The following is an 18777-nucleotide window of genomic DNA, read 5'->3' on the forward strand; positions in this document are numbered from 1 at the left end:
GGCAGCCCTCAGATATGGGTTTTCAGCCGATCTATCGATGCAACCTACGGATAGGGTTTACAAAACGTTCGATGCCATGTGTCCCGAAACCGGACCCTTGGACGACGCGAGGTCAACCCTTGTTCAAGAGAGCGAGGTTGGCGTTGACGACGGTGGGATCGGCCATGCCGGCCTTCGCTTCGAGCAGCAGCGCCTTGGCCTTCTTGCGATTGCCGCGCAGCAGTTGCGAATAGCCCATGTTGTTGACGATCTGCGGCTTGCGGCCGGCGACTTTCAAAAGCTGGCCGTAGGCACGGTCGGCGAAGTCGAAGCGGCCGAGTTCATCATAGGAAGCAGCGAGCCCCATCCAGGCCTCCGCATTGTCGGCCTTCAACTCGACGGCCTTGCGGAAGTGCTTTTCGGCGAGGCCGTAATTGGCGTCGCGAAACTGCGCCTTGCCTTGCGCCAGATCGAAGGTGTCGATGTCCTTTGCCGCCGGTTGGATGGCGGTGGTCTTGGTGGTGTCGACGCCGCCCGTTGTACAGCCAGACATCATCAAGACGGCCGAAATCGCGGCCATTGCCGTGAAGTTACTGTGACGCATGCCCCTGCCTCATCGCCCGATTTGCCGGGTCGTTCTTCAGGAAACACATTATATCAGCGACGCTTAAACTTTGGTGCCGAAACGTCACCAAAATTTGGTTTCGGGCACACCAGCCATTAACCACCAGGCCACGCTGCTTCAGTCGCAGCCAGCGGCGTCCTCACGGCTCCAGGGCTTTGAGCCCCGCAGGAGCCGTATACCGGCTGCCATCATAGCGCAGCCGGTAGGTTTGGCTCACGGACTTGCCGGGATGGGACTGGCACTCGCCATCCTTGTCGGGCAACGGATTGTCAGTATCTATTTGCTCGACCACCGTTATGTCGTGGTAGCCATGATGTTTGGCCGGGCTCATCGCCAGGCTAACCCGACTAGTATGAAAGTATCCGGCGCAATTGGTATCGCCCTCGCCGCCATTGCCGCCCACGACCAGGCCATCGAGCACCATCCTCAGGGAATCGCCATCGACGGCATAGAGCCGCAGGTCGGTTTCACTGAAGGGATTAGGCAGCGAATTGTTCGCCATTTCGATGCGCAGGCCAAAGGCAGTAACATCGGGCGCCAGCGCATAGCGGCCGGTATCAAGTTCGACCTTGCGGATGGCGATGGCATCATCATTCATCAGCCCGGGCTGGAGCAAGCGCTGGCGCACCTGCCGGCTCTTCCTGTCGACAATCAAAAGCTCGATATCGCCGGCATGCGCGTAGTCGCTGGGTTGGGACCCCTCCATCAGCGGCACTGCGACCAACAGCAGGTCGTCATGGGCGGGCCAGATCTTGCAAACCAGCCCCGGCGGATCGCCATACGCGAATGTCAGGGCGATGCTGGTGTGGGGTTCGAGCGTGAACGAGGTGCCGTCGGCGTTCTTTCGAGCTTTGGGATAGGCCTGCTGCACCAAGGCGGCGGCATCGCCGCAATCGTCGGCCACGGCCCAGGCGGGCGACAGGCTGGCCGCGGCAAGGCCGAGCAAGAGAGTGCGCAGCAGCATGGACTTCTCACCTGCAAAGCCGGGTTCGGTCAGAACAATGGTTGTCAGCCCCTTGCTAGGGCTTTTGTGAAGCGCTCGCTAGTGCGCCGTCATTTTGACGATGACTGGAATGGCCGCGATCATCAGCACTACCGGCAGGATGCACACAACCACCGGCACCGACATCTTGGCCGGCAGAGCGTGCGCCTTTTCCTCGGCCAACGACATACGCTTGTGGCGCATGTCGTCGGAGAAGACGCGCAGCGCCCCCGACAGGCTGGTGCCGAGTTCCTTGGACTGCTGCAGCAGCGTGGCGAAGGAACGCACCTCGTCCAGGCTGAGGCGGTCGGCGAGCGCCTTCAGCGCATCGTCAAGGCTGCGCCCTGCCCTCAGCTCCAACGACACCAGCTGCAGGTTCTGGCTGAGCGCGGGATAGGTCTTGGCAAGTTCCTTGGAGACGCGCTCTATGCCGGCCTCCATGCTCATTCCGGCATCCGAGCAGACAATCATCAGGTCCATGAAATCGGGAAAGCCGTTGCGGTACTCACGCCTGCGTTCCCGCACTTTCTGGCTCAGCACCAGGCCGGGCAGGAAATAGCCGGCCGCTCCCGACAGGATGACGAAGGTCCAGCGGCTGGCCATCGTCGCGTCCGGGCTGGCCATCCACCGGTTGAGCACAAACACACCGATTGCCGTGCCGATCATCGCGCTGAACCGGATCAGGAAGAACGTGCCGACAGCACGCGGCTCCATGTAGCCCGCCTGGATGAGCTTCATGCGCAGCCGGGCGACATTTTCCGGATCGCTCCTGGCGTAGAATTCTTGCGCCCGCTTCACCGCCTTCTCGCGCACGACGCCGGTATTCTTCTTCTGCACCGGCTCTGGTTTGGCGGCCACGGGACCGTTGTCGACCCTGAGCCGGCGCATGACCTCGTTGCGGTCGCCCTTCGCCATGACAACAGGCCAGGCAACAGCGGCAGCACCCGCCGCCAGCAGCAGGATGGCCACCGGCATCAACGAGGTCGGTGCAAGCGAGGCGAGGAATTCGATGAAGCCCTGCATGTCAGAACTTGAAATTCGACATCTTGAACATCATCAGATTGCCCAGCATCAGCCAGGTGATAGACCCACCGAGCAGGTACCAGGTTTTCGCCTCGCCCCAGACGTCGCTGTAGAAGCCCGGCATCAGCGCCATGATGGCGGTGAACAGCAACGCCGGCACCGCCGTCAGTATGTAGGCCGACATCCGGCCTTCTGTCGCAATTGCGCGCACCTTGCGGCGCAGCTTGCCGCGCTCGCGGATCGTCGTCGCCAAGCCATCGAGGATCTCGCGCAGATTGCCGCCCGAACTGGTCTGGATCGAGACGGCGGTGACGAACAGCGGCAGATCCTCCTGGCCGACCCGGTCGAACAGCGAGTTCAACGCCGAAACCAGATCGGAGCCATAGGTCACCTCGTCGGCGATGACGCCGAACTCGGTGCCGATCGGGTCGGGCATCTCGCGCGCCACCATGGCGATCGCCACCGGCACCGGATGGCCGGCCTTCAGGCCACGCGTGATCAGTTCCAGCGCCTCCGGCAATTGCATGCCGAACCGCTTCACCCGGCGCTTGCGCTTGAAGCGCAGCGTCATCACTGGCAGCACCGGCACAAGCACCACAAACAGCACAAGCCCCATCAGCGGTGGCAAGCCGTACCAGATGGCGACCAGACCAGCGGCGAATGCCACGCCGCAGGTGATCATCAGGAATTTCGACAGCGGCATGATCATGCCCGACTGGATTCGCAGAGCGCGGAACCGGTCCGGCGAAAACAGCGGCGTGCCCGCGTCAAGGCCCCGCTCCTTGCGCAGCTGGACGAGCACCTGCTCCTGGCTGATCTTGTTTTCCTGCAGCTTCATGCGCCGGTTGATGGCGGTGCGCTTGTCGCTGCGGCCGGCATAAAGCAGGTAGCAGGCCTCAGCGATCAGGATGCCGGTCAGTGCAGCCGCGGCATAGACGACATAGATCGCGCTGAGCCCGTCGAACACTTGGCTACTCCTGCGGCCGGCCGGGTTCGAAATATCGCCCGGGGAACTCGATGCCCATGGCGCGCAGATCCTCGAGGAACCGCGGCCGGATGCCGGTCGCCTCGTAGTGCCCCAGAATCTTGCCGTCGGCCTCCATGCCGGTGCGCACAAAGCGGAAGATCTCCTGCATCTGGATGACATCTCCTTCCATGCCGGTCACCTCGGCGACACTGGTCACCTTGCGCTTGCCGTCGGACAGGCGCGTCAGCTGAACGATCAGGTCGAGCGCGCTGGCGATCTGGCTGCGGATCGACTGCACCGTCATCGGCATGCCGGTCATGCCAAGCATCTGCTCGAGCCGCGAAATGGCGTCGCGCGGCGTGTTGGCATGGATGGTCGCCATCGACCCTTCGTGGCCGGTGTTCATCGCCTGCAGCATGTCGAATGCCTCCTCGCCGCGGCACTCGCCGAGGATGACGCGGTCGGGGCGCATGCGCAGCGCATTCTTGACGAGGTCGCGCTGCTTCAGCTCGCCATGGCCTTCGATGTTGGCGGGACGTGTCTCCATGCGCGCGACATGCGGCTGCTGCAACTGGAGTTCGGCCGCGTCCTCGATGGTGATCAGCCGCTCGTCTTCCGGAATGAAGGCCGACAGCGCATTGAGCATGGTCGTCTTGCCGGTGCCGGTGCCGCCCGAAATGATCGTCGTCTTGCGGGCATGCACGGCCGCCGCCAGCACTTCGGCCATGTTCTGGGTGATGGCGCCGAATTCGACCAGTTTGTGCAGGCCGAGCTTGTTCTTGGAAAACTTGCGGATCGACACCAGCGGCCCATCGACCGCAACCGGGCGGATGGCCGCGTTGAAGCGCGAGCCGTCCAGCATGCGGGCGTCGACCATCGGCTGCGATTCGTCTACGCGGCGACCGACCGCGGCGACGATCTTGTTGACGATGCGCAGGAGATGCGCCTCGTCCTTGAACGGAATGTGGACCGGCTGCAGCTTGCCCTTCTTTTCGACAAAGCAGTTCATGTGGCCGTTGATCAGGATGTCGTTGATGTCGGGGTCCTTGAGCAGCGGCTCGAGCGGACCGAGGCCGACCATCTCGTCGACGATGTCATCGACCAGCGCGTCAAGCTCGACGGTGTTGATCGCCATCCGCTCCTGCTTGGTCTTTTCCGACACGAAATCATGCACTTGCCGGCGCATCTCATCCTTCGGCAAACGCTCCAGCGCGACAAGATTGATCTCTTCGAGCAGCAGCCGGTGGATACGCACGCGCGCATCGAGCACCTTGTTGGCATTCTTTGCCGGCGCTGTGTCAGTCTTTGCCGGCAAAGCCTTTCGGCTGGTCGGAATGACGACGGCATGATGGGCGACCGGCGTCGTCTCAGGCGCGCGCTGCGGAAGCGTATCGCGGTTCTGCAGGGCGGAGAAGCGGCTGGTCATCCGGCTTTCCTCTTCAGCAATCCACGGCCCATGCCAAACAGCGAGCGCGATTTCGCCCGCGTTGGGACCGCTTCCTCCGGCAGGATGATCTTTTTCAGATCGTTGACGACATTGGCGTTGGGATCGATCTCGTGCAGCGGCACGCCGCGATCGACCGCTTCGCGCACCAGCCGGTAGTTGTTGGCGATGCCGCCGACGAAATGCTCGCCGAGAATTTCCTGGACGTCCGCCTGCTTGATGCCGTTGTCGAACATCTTCTGTTCGAAACGATTGACGATGACGTTCGGCTTCACTTCCTTGCCGGCAGTCTCGTAGACCGCCTGGATCAGCCGCTGCGTGTGGCGCAGGCACGGCACCGTCATTTCCGCGACGATGTAGAGCTTGTTGGAACCGAGCAGCACGGTTTCCGTCCATGGGAACCAGGTGCGTGGCATGTCGATGACGACATTGTCGAAATAGGCCGAAACGAGGTCCAGCATGCGCACCACGACATCGGTCTTGAACGAGCGCATCTCTGCTGGATGCGCCGGTGCCGCCAGCACGCAAAGGCCGCTGGCATGCTTGGACAGCATCACGTCGAGCAGTTGCCGGTCGAGACGCTCGGGCTGGTTCTCGATCTCGGTAATATCGAAACGCGGTTCGAGGTCGAGATATTCGGCACAGGCGCCCTGCTGGAAATTGAGATCGACGACGCAGGTCGAGGCGCCGCGCGTCACCGAGTGATGCAGCTGAAAGGCGGTCTGCAGCGCCAGCGTCGTGGTGCCGACGCCGCCCGCGGCAGGCATGAAGGTGTAGATCTGCGACTCGCTGTTTTCCTCGCGCCCGGGTCCCTGCAGTGCCCGCACGACAGAGCGCACCAGATCGGCGGTGGTGATCGGCTTGACCAGGAAATCCGCGACCTTGAGCTGCACGAGAATGCGCACCGCGGCGGCGTTGAACTCCTGGGTGACGACAACGACCGGAACCTTGTCCTCCAGCCGGCGCATAATGCGCTGCAGCGACTCGACCTCCTCCAGCCTTGCCGCATCCATGTCGACGATGATGGCGCCGAAGTCGGCTTCCTGGATCTCGCCGCGCAACTCGGTAACGTTCTTCTCCACTGTCGAGAGCTGTATGATCTCGGAGGCGGAAAACGCGGTGCGCGTGTCCTGCGCAAACGTCCTGTCGGTCGATACGAGCAGGATCTTCCTGGTCTTGATGCCGTTTGCCATTCTGTCAGCCTGTCAGGTCGATCGACCGTTGGATCAGTTGCCCGTGGGATCAATTGGTCGTGCTGGACTGCGACGCCTTGGCACCGGCCGCCTGATCGGGTGTTACGGCCGCGGCACTGCCTCGTTGGGCCGGCACCAGGAGCCTGGTGTTCTGGACCCCGTATTTCCAGGGATCGACCATCTGCATGACGGTGTTGGCGGCCTGCGCATTTCCGGCGCCGGCCGTCGGCCCTTCGCTGCGCACATAGTCGTCGCTGGTGCAGCCAGCGGTAAAGCCGGCCAGCAGCAAGGCGACGCTCGATCCAAAGACCAGACGCATGGCTTCAATCCTTCGGCAGGTCGAGGAAATGCCCAGCCGAAGCGGCCGCTGCAGGTTGAGTGACGCGGCCGTCTGCCAGCGCCACGGTGCGACCGGCATCGGCGCCCTTCACTTCCTCGGTGTTGTTGAGAAAATAATCGGCGTTGCTGGCCGGCTGCGTGCCATCGGTCGGCTCGACGAGCTTCTTCGACGGATCGACCGGCTTGACCAGATAGGGCGTGACGATGATGACGAGGTCGGTCTCGCGCCGCTGATAGGATTTCGACGAGAACAGCGCCCCAAGCACCGGCATCTTGCCGAGGCCGGGAATGCGCGACGTGGTGATGTCGTTCTGCGACTGCAGCAATCCGGCGATCATGAAGCTCTGGCCGTTCTTCAGGTCGACCGACGTCCTGGCACGGCGCACGATGAAACCGGGCACCGAAATGCTGCCGATATTGTAGGAGGCTGACGCGTCGATCGAGGAGACTTCCGGCGCGATATCCAGGCTGACCAGCCCGTCCTTCAGAACCGTCGGCGTGAAATCCAGGCTGACGCCGTACTTCTTGTAGCTGACCGAGATCTTGCCGTCGTCCTCGGAGACCGGGATCGGGAACTCGCCGCCGGCGAGGAAGCTCGCCGTCTGGCCGGACCGGGCGATCAGGTTCGGCTCGGCCAGCCGCCGCGCCAAGCCGCGCTCTTCCAGCGCTTTGATGGCGATATCGATGGAGACGCCATTCGACAGCAGCTTGCCGATGATCTCGCCTGTTCCCGCGCCCTGTATCGATCCGGCCGGCAGCGTGACGTCGCGGCCACCCATGCCATAGGCGAAATTGGCGGCGTATTTGGCGCCGAGATCCTGGCCCGCCTGGCGGTTGATTTCGACAAAGCGGACGTTGAGCTGGACCTGCTGCGACGACGAGATGTTGACCGAGTTGATCACCTCCTCGGCACCGGAAAAGCGCGTCGCGATCTTGTTTGCCTTTTCGGCGGCGACGGCATCATCGGCCTCGCCCGACAGCACGACCCGGCCATTGGCCGATCCGACCTTGATCCTGGCATCCGGCACGCTGGCCCGAATGGTGCTGGCCAACTGGTCTGTGTCGAGCGTCACCTCGATGTCGACGGTGCCGACAAGCTGCTTTTTCTCGTCGAACAGCGCAATGCCGGTGGTGCCGAGATTGTTGCCGAGCACATAGAAGGATTTGTCGGTCAGCGGATTGACGTTGGCGATCTCCGGATCGCCGATGACGATCTGGTAGAAGGCGGCACTGGTCATGATCGTCTTCGGCTTGCCCTTGGCGACCTTGATTGACGCATTCTTGGTCGACGACACATAGACGATCTCGTTGTCAGCCCTCGCCGAGGCGCCGAAGGCCAGCATCGCGGCAGCAGCCAGCGAAGACGCGACAGCCGCCGCACGCAAAACGCGCAACCGCCCCATGACCCGATATGTGAACAGCCCGAACATTGTCCCGTCCCTCACCCAGTCCCCACTGGCTTATTTCTGGTCCCGCGAAGGAACCTGGTATTCCTCGGCCTTTGTGCCGCGCGTTACGATGACCGTCTTGAACTTCGGCTTCTCCGGCTCTTTCACCACGGCATCGAACAGCGAGCCGGCAGCGGCCTGCACGTTCGAGGCGGCCGATCCACCGAACGAAGAGATGGTGGTGACGCCGCCCTTGCCGTCGCCGCCTTCGCTGGCCGAGCGCAGCGACAGCGACAGCGTACCGACAGTGCGGGCCAGCGCCACTTTCTGCGCGCCGTCGGTCGTCACCTCGATGGTCACCGAATTGGAAATCTGCGGCGTCGTCTGGCGCTCGTCGGCACCTTGCCCGACGCTCAGCACCTTGGCATCGGCAACGACAATCTCGGAGGTGACCGTCGATCCGGCCGCACCCTGTGCATTCTTGGCCACTTCCTGAATTTCGCCGGCATCGCGCGTCAGCACGACATCAACGCGGTCGCCCGGTGTGACGAAGCCGCCGACACCTGCTATCTCGTCGGTGCGGATGGTGACCGCCCGCATTCCGGGCGTCATCATGTTGGAGAGTGTCGCGCGGCCGTTCGGACCGGACAGCTTGGTCAGCAGTACCGGTTCGTTGACCTCGATCGGCGACAGCACCACGCGGCTGCCATCGGCAAGCACCGCATTGATGGTGGTGAAGGCGCCCTGCGGCACGGCCTCTTGCGACCACGGGATTTCGCTGAGCTGCGCGCGGTCGAGCGCCATGCCGTAGCGCAATGGGGCATTCGCCACCACGATGGTCTTGAACTCGACCTTCGGCACGACAGCTGCCGGAATAGACGACGTCTTCTCTTCGGAATCGGCCTTGGCCTGGCTTTTGACCCAGAAATCCGCGGCAAAGATCGAGATCGCCCCGAAAACGGCGGCGATGCCGATCATCGATATGGCCTTGCCCCTCACGCCGAAACCCCTGATGCCCGCAGTTTCTTGTTTTGTTGGGCTTAACCCTAGGCGGCATTGTTAAAGAATCAGGAATCCTGCACCGCGGTATCGGACCTATTTCCGCCGGCTTGGTTATCGAATGGTTTTGGAGTAAGAGGGGCCATATCCCCGAACGGAACAGGAACCTCGGTCGCTTGGCGCTGAAAAGCGTGGCAGTATCGCGAGGTGATTCGCAGCATCGGACTCTATGGCAGGCATGGACGATCTTTTCGGCAATGACGACAACAAGCCGCAGCCGGTTCGCGCGCCAGCGCGCCCTGCGGATCCACTGGTGGTGCAAGCCACCAAGCGTCCTGCCTCGACCAAGGACGGCAGCGAGGGCTATAGCGCCGCCGACATCGAGGTGCTGGAAGGGCTGGAGCCGGTGCGCCGACGGCCAGGCATGTATATCGGCGGCACCGACGACAAGGCGATGCACCATCTGTTCGCCGAGGTCATCGACAATTCGATGGACGAAGCGGTGGCCGGCCATGCCACCTTCATCGATGTCGAGCTCTCGGCCGATGGCTATCTCGCCGTGACCGACAATGGCCGCGGCATCCCGATCGATCCGCACCCGAAGTTCAAGAAGCCGGCGCTTGAAGTGATCATGACGACGCTGCATTCGGGCGGCAAGTTCGACTCCAAGGTTTACGAGACATCAGGCGGCCTGCATGGCGTCGGCGTGTCCGTGGTCAACGCGCTGTCGGACCATCTCGAGGTCGAGGTCGCGCGGGGACGGCAACTCTATCGGCAAAAATTCTCGCGCGGCGTTCCCGTGACCGGGCTGGAACAGTTGGGCGAGGTCCACAACCGGCGCGGCACAAAGATCCGCTTCCACCCCGACGAGCAGATTTTCGGCAAGGGCGCGGCGTTCGAACCGGCGCGGCTCTACCGCATGACGCGCTCGAAAGCCTATCTGTTCGGTGGTGTCGAGATCCGCTGGACCTGCGATCCGTCGCTGATCAAGGAAAAGGACCAGACACCGGCCAAGGCGGAATTCCATTTTCCCGGCGGCCTGAAGGACTATCTCAAGGCATCGCTCGGCGACGACTTCCAGGTGACGCGCGAAATCTTCGCCGGCAAGAGCGAGAAACAAGGCGGCCATGGGTCGCTGGAATGGGCGGTGACCTGGTTCGGCGGCGACGGCTTCATCAATTCCTACTGCAACACCATCCCGACCGGCGAAGGCGGCACACACGAGGCCGGCTTCCGCAACGTGCTGACGCGGGGCCTGCGCGCCTATGCCGATCTCGTCGGCAACAAGCGCGCCTCGATCGTCACCTCGGAAGACGTCATGATCTCGGCGGCGGGCATGCTGTCGGTGTTCATCCGCGAGCCGGAATTCGTCGGCCAGACCAAGGACAGGCTGGCGACGATCGAGGCGATCCGCATCGTCGAGACCGCGATCCGCGACCCGTTCGACCATTGGCTGGCCGACAATCCGCAGGAAGCCTCGAAGCTGCTCGAATGGGTGATCGCACGCGCCGACGAGCGCGTGCGCCGGCGCCAGGAAAAGGAAGTGTCGCGCAAGAGCGCGGTGCGCAAATTGCGGCTGCCGGGCAAGCTCGCCGACTGTACGCAGAATGCCGCGGCCGGCGCTGAACTGTTCATCGTCGAAGGCGACTCGGCCGGCGGCTCGGCCAAGCAGGCGCGCGATCGCGCCAGCCAAGCGGTGTTGCCATTGCGCGGAAAAATCCTCAACGTTGCCAGCGCCGGCAACGACAAGCTTGCCGGCAACCAGCAGATCTCGGACCTGATCCAGGCGCTCGGCTGCGGCACGCGGTCGAAATACCGCGACGAGGATTTGCGCTACGATCGCGTGATCATCATGACCGACGCCGACGTCGACGGCGCCCACATCGCCTCGCTGCTGATCACCTTCTTCTACCAGGAGATGCCGGCACTGGTGCGTGGTGGCCACCTCTATCTGGCGGTACCGCCGCTTTACTCGATCAGGCAAGGCGGCAAGGTCGCCTATGCCCGGGATGACGCGCACAAGGACGAGCTTATGCGCACCGAATTTACCGGGCGCGGCAAGGTCGAGCTTGGCCGCTTCAAGGGTCTGGGCGAGATGATGGCGGCCCAACTCAAGGAAACCACCATGGATCCGAGGAAGCGCACGCTGCTTCGGATCGATGTGATCGACGCCGAGGCGGCGACCAAGGACGCCGTCGATGCATTGATGGGCACCAAGCCGGAGGCCCGCTTCCGCTTCATCCAGGAACGCGCCGAATTCGCCGAGACGGAAGTGCTGGATATCTAGCCACCAGCCGGTCCATAACAAGGCTCCAGTTGCGGAGACGAGCATGTGACCTGGGCGCGGCTGAAAGGCTATTTCGAGACGAGTTTAGCCGGCTTGACGCAACCGACGCGTTCGGACTGGATTTTCTCGTTGCGCACTGTTTCGGCTGGCCTGATCGCTCTGCTAGCCGCCTATGCGCTGAAGCTCGACCATCCGCAATGGGCCATGATGACGGTGTTCATCGTCGCCCAGCCGGTTGCCGGCATGGTACTGGCGAAGGGCTTCTACCGGCTGCTCGGCACGCTGGTCGGCGGCATCGCCGCGATCGGCATCACCACCGTTTGCGGCACCAACCCCTGGGTGCTGGTAACGGTGCTTGCCGTCTGGATCGGCATCTGCACCTTCGTCTCGTCGCTGCTGCGCAATCCGGAAGCCTATGGCGCCGCCCTCGCGGGCTACACCGCAATGATCATCGGCCTGCCCGCTTTCGGACAGCCGCATCTCGTCGTCGACCTCGCGGTCGCGCGCTGTGCCGAGATCGTGCTTGGCATTGTCTGCGCCGGCCTGACCAGCCGCCTGATCCTGCCAAAACTGGCCAGCGACGCCATCGTCTCGCGCCTGAAACGCTGCATCCTTGATCTTGCCACCTATGCCGGCGGTGCGTTCTCCGGCGGCGACCCGGGAACGCTGTCCGCGCTGCACCGAAAGCTGATCACTGATGCCCAGACGCTCGGCGAGACGCGCGCCTATGCCAGGCTCGAAGCGCCAAGCTTCGCGCCGCGCGCCCATCCAGTCCGGCGCACCATCGGACAGCTGCTCTCCGCGCTCTCGGCGGCACGCGCGCTGCATTCGCACGCCGCCCCGAAGAATGCGGCGCTCATTCCGGTGCGCTCGGAATTACAATCGCTGGTCAGCGAGCTGGCGACCAAGCCCGGCGCGCTGGACGATACGGCGCTGTGGGTGGCTCGGCTCGATGCGATTGCCGGAAACGCCCGGCAAATGCCCGATACCTCGACCGACCAGGGCAACGACAGGATCGGCACTATCACCCGCCTGACCATCGCCGCCGATTTCGCCGATGCGCTCAAGCAGGTGCTGCGCGGCCTCGACGCCCTGCGCGCGCCTGCCACACGTCCGGCCCGGGGCAGCAGGCAGCCTGCGCTGGTGGTGCATCGCGATTACGCCGGCGCATCGCGTAACGCCTTGCGTGCTGCCCTTGCCACGCTGCTGGTCGCGGCCTTCTGGCTGACGACGAAATGGTCGGAAGCGGCCGGTACGGTCATTCTCGTTGCTGTCGTATCGAGCCTGTTTGCTGCTCGCCCCGACCCTGTGCAGGTCGCCTGGGGTTTCTTCAAGAGAACGCTTCTGGCGCTGCCGTTTGCCTTTCTCGTCGGCCAGATCGCATTGCCTGCCCTGCCCGGCTTCGGCTGGTTCATGCTGTTTGTCGTGCCCATCCTTGTACCGACGGCGCTGGCCATGGCCAATCCACGCTATGTCGGCGTGGCGACGGCCTTCGCCATCAACTTCCTTGCCTTCCTGAGCCCGCACCAGGCGATGACCTACGATCCCGGACCCTTCTTCGCCGGTTCGGCGTCGATCCTGGTCGGCATCCTGCTGGCGATCGGTGTCTTCATCGTCGTGCTGCCCGCCGATCCGTGGCTCGCGGCCAACCGCATCGTGCGCGCCATGCGCGAGGATCTGGCGCGGCTTTGCCTGCATGAGCGCGTGCCGAGACGTTCGGCCTTCGAGAGCCTCGCCTACGACCGCATCAACCAGCTGATGCCGCTGGTGCAGAATGCCGGTCAGAAGGGCGATGCGGTTCTGGGCGGCGGAGTCGCCGCCGTCACCGTCGGCCTGGAGGTCCTTCGGCTGCGCGATGCAAGCCAAAGCCATGCCATTCCATCCGAGACCGCGCTTTCGATCGCCAACTTCCTGAGGGGACTGGCGCGCGAACTGCTTTTCCGCGCCCCCAGCGATCCGCAGACCTCGACCGTCGCCGTCGCCCGGCAGTACGCAGCGAACATCGCCGAGCGAAACGGCACCAGCGAATTGCTGCAGATCGCGGCATCGCTGCGCATCATCGCCGCCGCGATGGAGGATTTCCCCGACTTTTTCGCGAGGGATAAAGGTTAAGCTGCCGCTATCGCCAGCGCGTGGCCTCGCGCGTTCTCGCGCAGCGCATCGAGATGGATCGACTTGATCAAGGCGGCAAGATCGCCTTCGGCGGATTGCCCACCCACTTCCTTGAGCATCAGCCAGCTGACCTCCTGCACACCGGCGATGCGCTTGCCGTTGGCAACCTCGCGCCAGATCTTCAGCGCACGCAGGATGATGGCATGGGTGACTGCGGCGAGTCCGGCGCTGCGGAACAGCGCCTGCAAGGCCACGTCGTGCCCACCGGCCAGCAGCGCCCTTACCCTTTGTTCGGACTGCTGGCTGAGCGCGACCAGCGCCGAGCCGAAGAAATCCACCTTGCCATGCGCGATGGTGCGGATCAGAAAGCTCGCGGTAAGGTCGCCACGCAGCCTGAGATGCTCGATCAGGGCCGCATGTTCTTCCTGGCGCGTGCCTTCGATCAGCGTCACGGAAGCCTTAACGCAGGCGTCGCGCATGACGCGGTCGGCTCGCGCCGCGCCCATCATCGCCATCACCAGTGGCGACGTTTTCAACATTTCGCCAAGCTTGACGAGCAGCATATGCCGGCAGTCGGCCGGCAGCCTGATATCCGATATCAGCGCCTCGCGCACCAACGGCAGGTGCCCATGCCGTTCGGCCATGCGGCGGAAGCTGAGCGAGGCGATGTCGGCGCCGCTGTTGGCGAGCAGCACGGCGCAGGCGTCCGCCTCGCCGATCTCGGCGATGGCCGCCGACAGCGCCATCGAGACGAGTGGCCGGTCGGCGATCAATTTCTGTGTCGCCTTCGGACTTGAAGCCACGCGGTTGATCAGGTCGGCGTCGGTGAGCAGCGGCGAGCGCGCCAACACCACGCCGGCGACTTCCGGCTGGTCGGAGGCCAGCACGCTGATGATCTGCATTGGCGCGTGGTGGCTCATCGACAGCGCCTCGGCCATCGCCAGCCGCACCTTCGACGAGGCATCGTCGAGCAACAGCGTCAGCGCCGCCTCGGCGGCGCAACGGTCCTCGAAAGGCAATTCGGAATTGATATAGGCCCGGGCCAGAGCGCTCGCCGCCGCGGCGCGCTCCGACACCCTGGCCGTGTAGATCCATTTCAGGAAATGCGAAACAACAACCATGCCCGCCTGCTTACGCCCCTTGTCAGAAGCTTCTGACCCCACTGACGACCGTAGGCAGAATTGGTTTACGAACCGTTCACCATGTTCATTAACTGGCTTGCGAGGCTGATTTGCAGCGCCTATCACCGTCAAGCACCTGAGGAGAAAGAAATGGCCGGGCTTTATCTCCAAGAGTTCGTTGTCGGCCATGTCTTCCAGCACACGCTGCGCAAGACCATTACCGAAAGCGACAACATGCTGTTTTCGGTAATGACGCTGAACCCGCAGCCGCTGCACATCGACTTCGATTTCGCCGCCAAGAGCGAATGGGGCAAGCCGCTGGTCAACTCGCTGTTCACGCTCGGCCTGATGATCGGCATTTCGGTCAATGACATCACAGTCGGCACTACGGTCGCCAATCTCGGCATGAAGGAGACCGTGTTTCCGCATCCGGTCTTCCATGGCGACACCATTCGCGTTGAGACGACAGTCATCTCGGTGCGCGAGTCCAGGTCGAAACCCGATCGCGGCATCGTCGAATTCGAGCATCGCGCCTACAACCAGCATGGCGATCTCGTCGCCAAATGCACCAGGCAAGCGATGATGCTGAAGAAGGCGATCTGACGCATGCGTTCGCTGCTGTTCATCCCTGGCGATTCCCAGAGGAAACTGGAAAAGGGTTTTGGTGTCGGCGCCGACGTGGTCATCGTCGACCTCGAGGATTCCGTGGCACCGCACAACAAGGCGCTGGCACGCGAGGTGGCGGCGCGCTTCATCCTGGAACGCAGGGCGCAAACCGGTTCAGCCATCTATGTCAGGGTCAACGACCTGTCGACCGCGCTGACGGACGACGATCTCGCCGCACTGGTTCCAGCGAAACCCGACGGCATCATGCTGCCCAAGTCGAACAGCGGCCAGGATGTGCAGCACCTGTCGGCAAAGCTCAGGGTGCGCGAGGCCGAAAACGGCTTGGCCGACGGCGCGATCAAGATCCTGCCGATCATCACAGAAACGCCGGCAGGCGTGCTGGCGGCTGCGACCTATGCCGGGACAAGCGCGCGGCTTGCCGGCCTCACCTGGGGCGCTGAAGACCTGTCGGCGGCGATCGGCGCGCGCAGCGCCCGCGACGAGCATGGCCGCTACACGGACGTGTTCCGTCACGCTCGCACCATGACCATACTTGCCGCCGGTGCGGCGGAGGTCGAGGCGATCGACACCGTCTTCCCGAATTTTCGCGACATGGCGGCCTTCGAAGCGGAATGCACCGAGGCCGAGCGCGATGGCTTCACCGGCAAGATGGCGATCCACCCCGATCAGGTGCCGGTCATCAACGCCGCCTTCACGCCGTCGGTCGACGCCGTGAGACAATCGGCGGCAATCGTTGCCGCGTTCGCGGCAGCGGGAAGTCCCGGCGTCGTCAGCATCGACGGCAGGATGTTCGACCGCCCGCACCTGCGGCTAGCCGAGCGGCTGCTGGCGCGGGCAAAGGCGGCAGGTGTTTCCGCCTGAGCGCCTGCTACCAGACCAATGGGATCAGGCGGTAACGGACCCGGGCCACATAGTCGTCATAGCCGCGCAGGCCGGTGCGAAGCGTCTTCTCTTCAATGAAGGTGCGGATGGCCAGGAGAACGACGATCACGAGTACCGACGCCAGCCCCCACCAGGAACCAAGCAGAAGTGCCGTGCCGGCGAAGAAGAGGATGGCGCCGGCGTACATCGGATGGCGGACGTAGCTGTAAGGCCCCGTGGAGATCACATGTTGTCCGCGTTCATCCTGGATCCTCACCACCGGCGCCGCGAAACTGTTCTCCAGCATCGTCAGATAGCAGATCCAGATTCCGAGCAGCAGGACGAGCGCGCCGACCACCTGCACCCAGACGGGAACCACGGACCAGCCGAAACGGACGTCGAACCCCATGAATATCTGCGAACCAAAGATGGCGAACAGTAGTATGGACAGCAGGACCTTGTCGGCCGTGTCCTGATTCTTCTGGATGGGAGAACTCAGCCGCTCATTCATCAGGCCGGGATCGCGCCTTGCCAGCGCCACGCCCAAGGTGAGACTGAGCCCCACCATCCCCACCAGATAGACCCAGGCCCCCGGCCAGTGCAGCGTGCCGGCCGACAGGAAGAGCAAGGCGCCCATGGCGCCAAACCAGACGAATGTTTGAAGGACCAATTTCGCGATCATGATCGGCCTTTCATGATATCCGCTCACTTGCGCTGGCAATTTTAGACCATCGGTCTACCATACCGACCGACGGTCTGTAATTCAAGCGAGCTGTGCAGAAGGTTCATCATGCCCCGTGTCATCAAGCATCCAGAGTTCAGGCGAGAAGAACTTCTGGACCATGCCCAGACGCTTTTTCTGACGCAGGGCTATGACAAAGCGAGCCTCAACGACGTGATTGCGTCCGCCGGCGTCTCCAAGGGCGCCTTCTATCACTACTTCCCCTCCAAGGAGGCTCTTCTGGAAGCCTTGGCCGATCGCTTTGCAAGACAGGCACTGGCTGGCGTGCAAGACATAATCAACGATCCGGGCCTAGACCCGCTTGACCGCCTGAATGGCCTGCTCAGCCAGTCGCGGCGGGCCAAGATCGAGACCGCGCCGGAAGCTTGGACTCTTTTCGAGACGATGTTTCGGCCTGAGAATCTGGTGCTTTTCCACCGTATCAATCTGGCCGCCAGCGCGTCGTTTTCACCTCTGCTGGTCAAGATCATCAGGCAAGGGATCGAAGACACCACTTTCAGGACCTTCGATCCGGAAGGTGTCGCCGACATCGTCATGCAGTTCGGCATGGCCACGCATGACGTCGTTGCCAAGGCAATTGCCGGGGGCAGCGACGCCGACATGGAGATCGCGATCGAGGCCCTGGAGAAACGCGTCAGGCTCTACGAGATCGCTCTCGACCGCATACTGGGCCTGCCCGATGGAAGCATCCGGATCGGCGAGCCCGGCTATGTGCGCACCGTCATGACGGCCAGGCGGCGAAAGAGTGCCGGCAAGGCGCTGGCCAAGCCTGATATCTAGTCCTTGTCCCAGCGCGGCCGGCGCATCGAAAACACCTGGTCGACGCTGGCATAGTCCATATAGCCGAGACGAGCGACATTGCCGGCCTTGGTGATGTCGAACAGGCCGTCTGTCAGGAAGGCGTCGTCGATGTGCACGCCGACCACCTCACCGGCAACAATCACAGCGCTTGTCGGCGATCCGTCCAGCGCCTTTGGCCGAAAAACTTCCGTCACCCGGCATTCGAGCGCAGCCGGCGCTGCCGCCACGCGCGGCGGCGCGATGAGGCGCGACGGCGCCATGGCGAGATCGGCATAGGCGAACTCATTGACGCCGCGCGGTGCGTTGACCGATGTGCGGTTCATCTTGTCGGCAAGATCGCGGCTGACCAGATTGGCGACGAACTCACCGGTCTCCTGCGCGAAAGAGGCGCTGTCCTTCTCGCCCTCGGAGGAGAACCAGACAATGAACGGCCGTGTCGAAACGGCATTGAAGAAGGAGTATGGAGCAAGGTTGATCTCACCGGCTCCGTTCAGCGTCGAAATCCAGCCGATCGGACGCGGCGCCACGATCGCCTTCGATGGATCGTGCGGCAGGCCGTGGCCCTTTGAGGGTTCGTAGAACATTCAGCCCGCCCACCGCCCCGAATAGTCGCCGTAAAGCTTTGCCGGATCGGGCCGCGGCCGCTCCGGCGCCGGGCCGGCATAGGAGCCGATATGGATGAAGCCGACGACGCGCTCCTGCGGCGCCAGCCCCAGCAGCGCCCTGCCCTCCGGTACATCCGAATACCAGTTGCTGATCATGTTGGTGCCATAGCCCAGCGCATTCGCTGCTATCATCAGGTTCATCGCCGCCATGCCGCCCGACAGGAACATTTCCCATTGCGGGATTTTTGGATTCTCCCGGGGGACAGATACGACGCCGATCACCAGCGGCGCGCGTGAGAACCGCGCCAGTTCCTGATTGCGGCGGCCTTCCGGCAATGGGCCCTCCCGCTGCTCTGCAAGCGCTGCCAGTTGCCTGCCGATCTCGACGCGGGCGTCGCCACGGTAGACGATGAAGCGCCAGGGCTCCAATCGGCCATGGTCGGGCACCCGCGAGGCAGCAGTGATCATCGTCGCGATCTCCGCATCGCTCGGCGCCGGCTGCTTCAGATCGGGGATCGGAGCGGAGTTTCGGGTCAGCAGGAAATCGATGATCGGCGACGCCATGGGCGCGAGTCTCCTGAACATTCTGTTTTGAGCTGAAGCGCACCATCGGGAATTCGGCGGCTCGGGCATTGGCGCGGGATACGCCGGACGGAAGAGAGTCGTATCGATCGGACTCTTA

18 protein-coding genes are annotated in these 18777 nt (G+C 63.1%); 5 read left to right on the forward strand and 13 right to left on the reverse strand.

Annotated elements, in window-relative coordinates:
• Positions 1 to 112: 112 nt before the first annotated feature.
• The 9 genes from NKI21_RS10765 to cpaB all read right to left on the reverse strand — a co-directional run bounded on the left by NKI21_RS10765 (position 113) and on the right by cpaB (position 8939).
• On the reverse strand, positions 113 to 583 hold the full coding sequence (locus NKI21_RS10765; protein WP_352865535.1) for a hypothetical protein: 471 nt from the start codon (positions 581 to 583) through the stop codon (positions 113 to 115).
• Positions 584 to 743: 160 nt separating this feature from the next.
• Positions 744 to 1568 carry a PA3715 family protein gene (locus tag NKI21_RS10770; protein WP_352865537.1) on the reverse strand — a complete coding sequence of 275 codons (825 nt, stop codon included), beginning with the start codon at positions 1566 to 1568 and terminating at the stop codon, positions 744 to 746.
• Between the two features lie 78 nt (positions 1569 to 1646).
• Positions 1647 to 2609, reverse strand: coding sequence for a type II secretion system F family protein (locus NKI21_RS10775; protein ID WP_127322803.1), 963 nt, complete (start codon positions 2607 to 2609; stop codon positions 1647 to 1649).
• Between the two features lies 1 nt (position 2610).
• Positions 2611 to 3576 (reverse strand): type II secretion system F family protein, encoded by a 966-nt coding sequence (locus NKI21_RS10780; RefSeq protein ID WP_352630171.1) that lies wholly within the window; start codon positions 3574 to 3576, stop codon positions 2611 to 2613.
• A gap of 4 nt (positions 3577 to 3580) precedes the next feature.
• A complete protein-coding gene (locus NKI21_RS10785; protein WP_352865539.1) occupies positions 3581 to 5002 on the reverse strand; it encodes a TadA family conjugal transfer-associated ATPase in 1422 nt (473 codons plus the stop codon).
• A complete protein-coding gene (locus tag NKI21_RS10790; protein WP_023810504.1) occupies positions 4999 to 6213 on the reverse strand; it encodes a CpaE/TadZ family protein in 1215 nt (404 codons plus the stop codon). The genes NKI21_RS10785 and NKI21_RS10790 overlap by 4 nt, the downstream gene beginning before the upstream one ends.
• A 49-nt stretch (positions 6214 to 6262) precedes the next feature.
• Positions 6263 to 6532 (reverse strand): hypothetical protein, encoded by a 270-nt coding sequence (locus NKI21_RS10795; protein WP_128303365.1) that lies wholly within the window; start codon positions 6530 to 6532, stop codon positions 6263 to 6265.
• 4 nt (positions 6533 to 6536) lie between these two features.
• The gene (locus tag NKI21_RS10800; RefSeq protein WP_502895169.1) at positions 6537 to 7955 is read right to left on the reverse strand and encodes a type II and III secretion system protein family protein; all 1419 of its coding nucleotides are present in this window, start codon (positions 7953 to 7955) and stop codon (positions 6537 to 6539) included.
• A 57-nt stretch (positions 7956 to 8012) separates the two neighbouring features.
• Positions 8013 to 8939, reverse strand: coding sequence for a Flp pilus assembly protein CpaB (cpaB, locus tag NKI21_RS10805; protein WP_245273189.1), 927 nt, complete (start codon positions 8937 to 8939; stop codon positions 8013 to 8015).
• Positions 8940 to 9168: 229 nt separating this feature from the next.
• Between cpaB and parE the strand changes: the two genes are divergently transcribed.
• Together parE and NKI21_RS10815 are read left to right on the forward strand one after the other, a co-directional pair.
• On the forward strand, positions 9169 to 11226 hold the full coding sequence (gene parE / locus NKI21_RS10810) for a DNA topoisomerase IV subunit B (protein ID WP_023810500.1): 2058 nt from the start codon (positions 9169 to 9171) through the stop codon (positions 11224 to 11226).
• A gap of 45 nt (positions 11227 to 11271) precedes the next feature.
• The gene (locus NKI21_RS10815; protein ID WP_352865547.1) at positions 11272 to 13338 is read left to right on the forward strand and encodes an FUSC family protein; all 2067 of its coding nucleotides are present in this window, start codon (positions 11272 to 11274) and stop codon (positions 13336 to 13338) included.
• Here the strand turns inward: NKI21_RS10815 and NKI21_RS10820 are convergent.
• Positions 13335 to 14459, reverse strand: a complete 1125-nt coding sequence (locus tag NKI21_RS10820) for a DUF2336 domain-containing protein (protein ID WP_352440240.1) — start codon at positions 14457 to 14459, stop codon at positions 13335 to 13337. The genes NKI21_RS10815 and NKI21_RS10820 overlap by 4 nt on opposite strands.
• Positions 14460 to 14609: 150 nt before the next feature.
• Between NKI21_RS10820 and NKI21_RS10825 the strand changes: the two genes are divergently transcribed.
• Together NKI21_RS10825 and NKI21_RS10830 are read left to right on the forward strand one after the other, a co-directional pair.
• On the forward strand, positions 14610 to 15062 hold the full coding sequence (locus tag NKI21_RS10825; RefSeq protein ID WP_352440239.1) for a MaoC family dehydratase: 453 nt from the start codon (positions 14610 to 14612) through the stop codon (positions 15060 to 15062).
• Positions 15063 to 15065: 3 nt separating this feature from the next.
• Complete coding sequence (locus NKI21_RS10830) at positions 15066 to 15947, forward strand: HpcH/HpaI aldolase/citrate lyase family protein (RefSeq protein WP_128303364.1); 882 nt, start codon at positions 15066 to 15068, stop codon at positions 15945 to 15947.
• A 7-nt stretch (positions 15948 to 15954) separates the two neighbouring features.
• Here NKI21_RS10830 and NKI21_RS10835 read toward each other — a convergent pair whose 3' ends face one another.
• Complete coding sequence (locus tag NKI21_RS10835) at positions 15955 to 16629, reverse strand: methyltransferase family protein (protein WP_023810495.1); 675 nt, start codon at positions 16627 to 16629, stop codon at positions 15955 to 15957.
• A gap of 108 nt (positions 16630 to 16737) precedes the next feature.
• Between NKI21_RS10835 and NKI21_RS10840 the strand changes: the two genes are divergently transcribed.
• A complete protein-coding gene (locus NKI21_RS10840) occupies positions 16738 to 17469 on the forward strand; it encodes a TetR/AcrR family transcriptional regulator (RefSeq protein ID WP_352865551.1) in 732 nt (243 codons plus the stop codon).
• Here the strand turns inward: NKI21_RS10840 and NKI21_RS10845 are convergent.
• Positions 17466 to 18074: a flavin reductase family protein gene (locus NKI21_RS10845; RefSeq protein ID WP_352865554.1), complete on the reverse strand. Its 609-nt coding sequence runs from the start codon at positions 18072 to 18074 to the stop codon at positions 17466 to 17468. The genes NKI21_RS10840 and NKI21_RS10845 overlap by 4 nt on opposite strands.
• Positions 18075 to 18659, reverse strand: coding sequence for a nitroreductase family protein (locus tag NKI21_RS10850; protein ID WP_352440235.1), 585 nt, complete (start codon positions 18657 to 18659; stop codon positions 18075 to 18077).
• Between the last annotated feature and the right edge of the window lie 118 nt (positions 18660 to 18777).

It is taken from the genome of Mesorhizobium sp. M0715 (assembly GCF_040320355.1).
GTDB lineage: Bacteria > Pseudomonadota > Alphaproteobacteria > Rhizobiales > Rhizobiaceae > Mesorhizobium.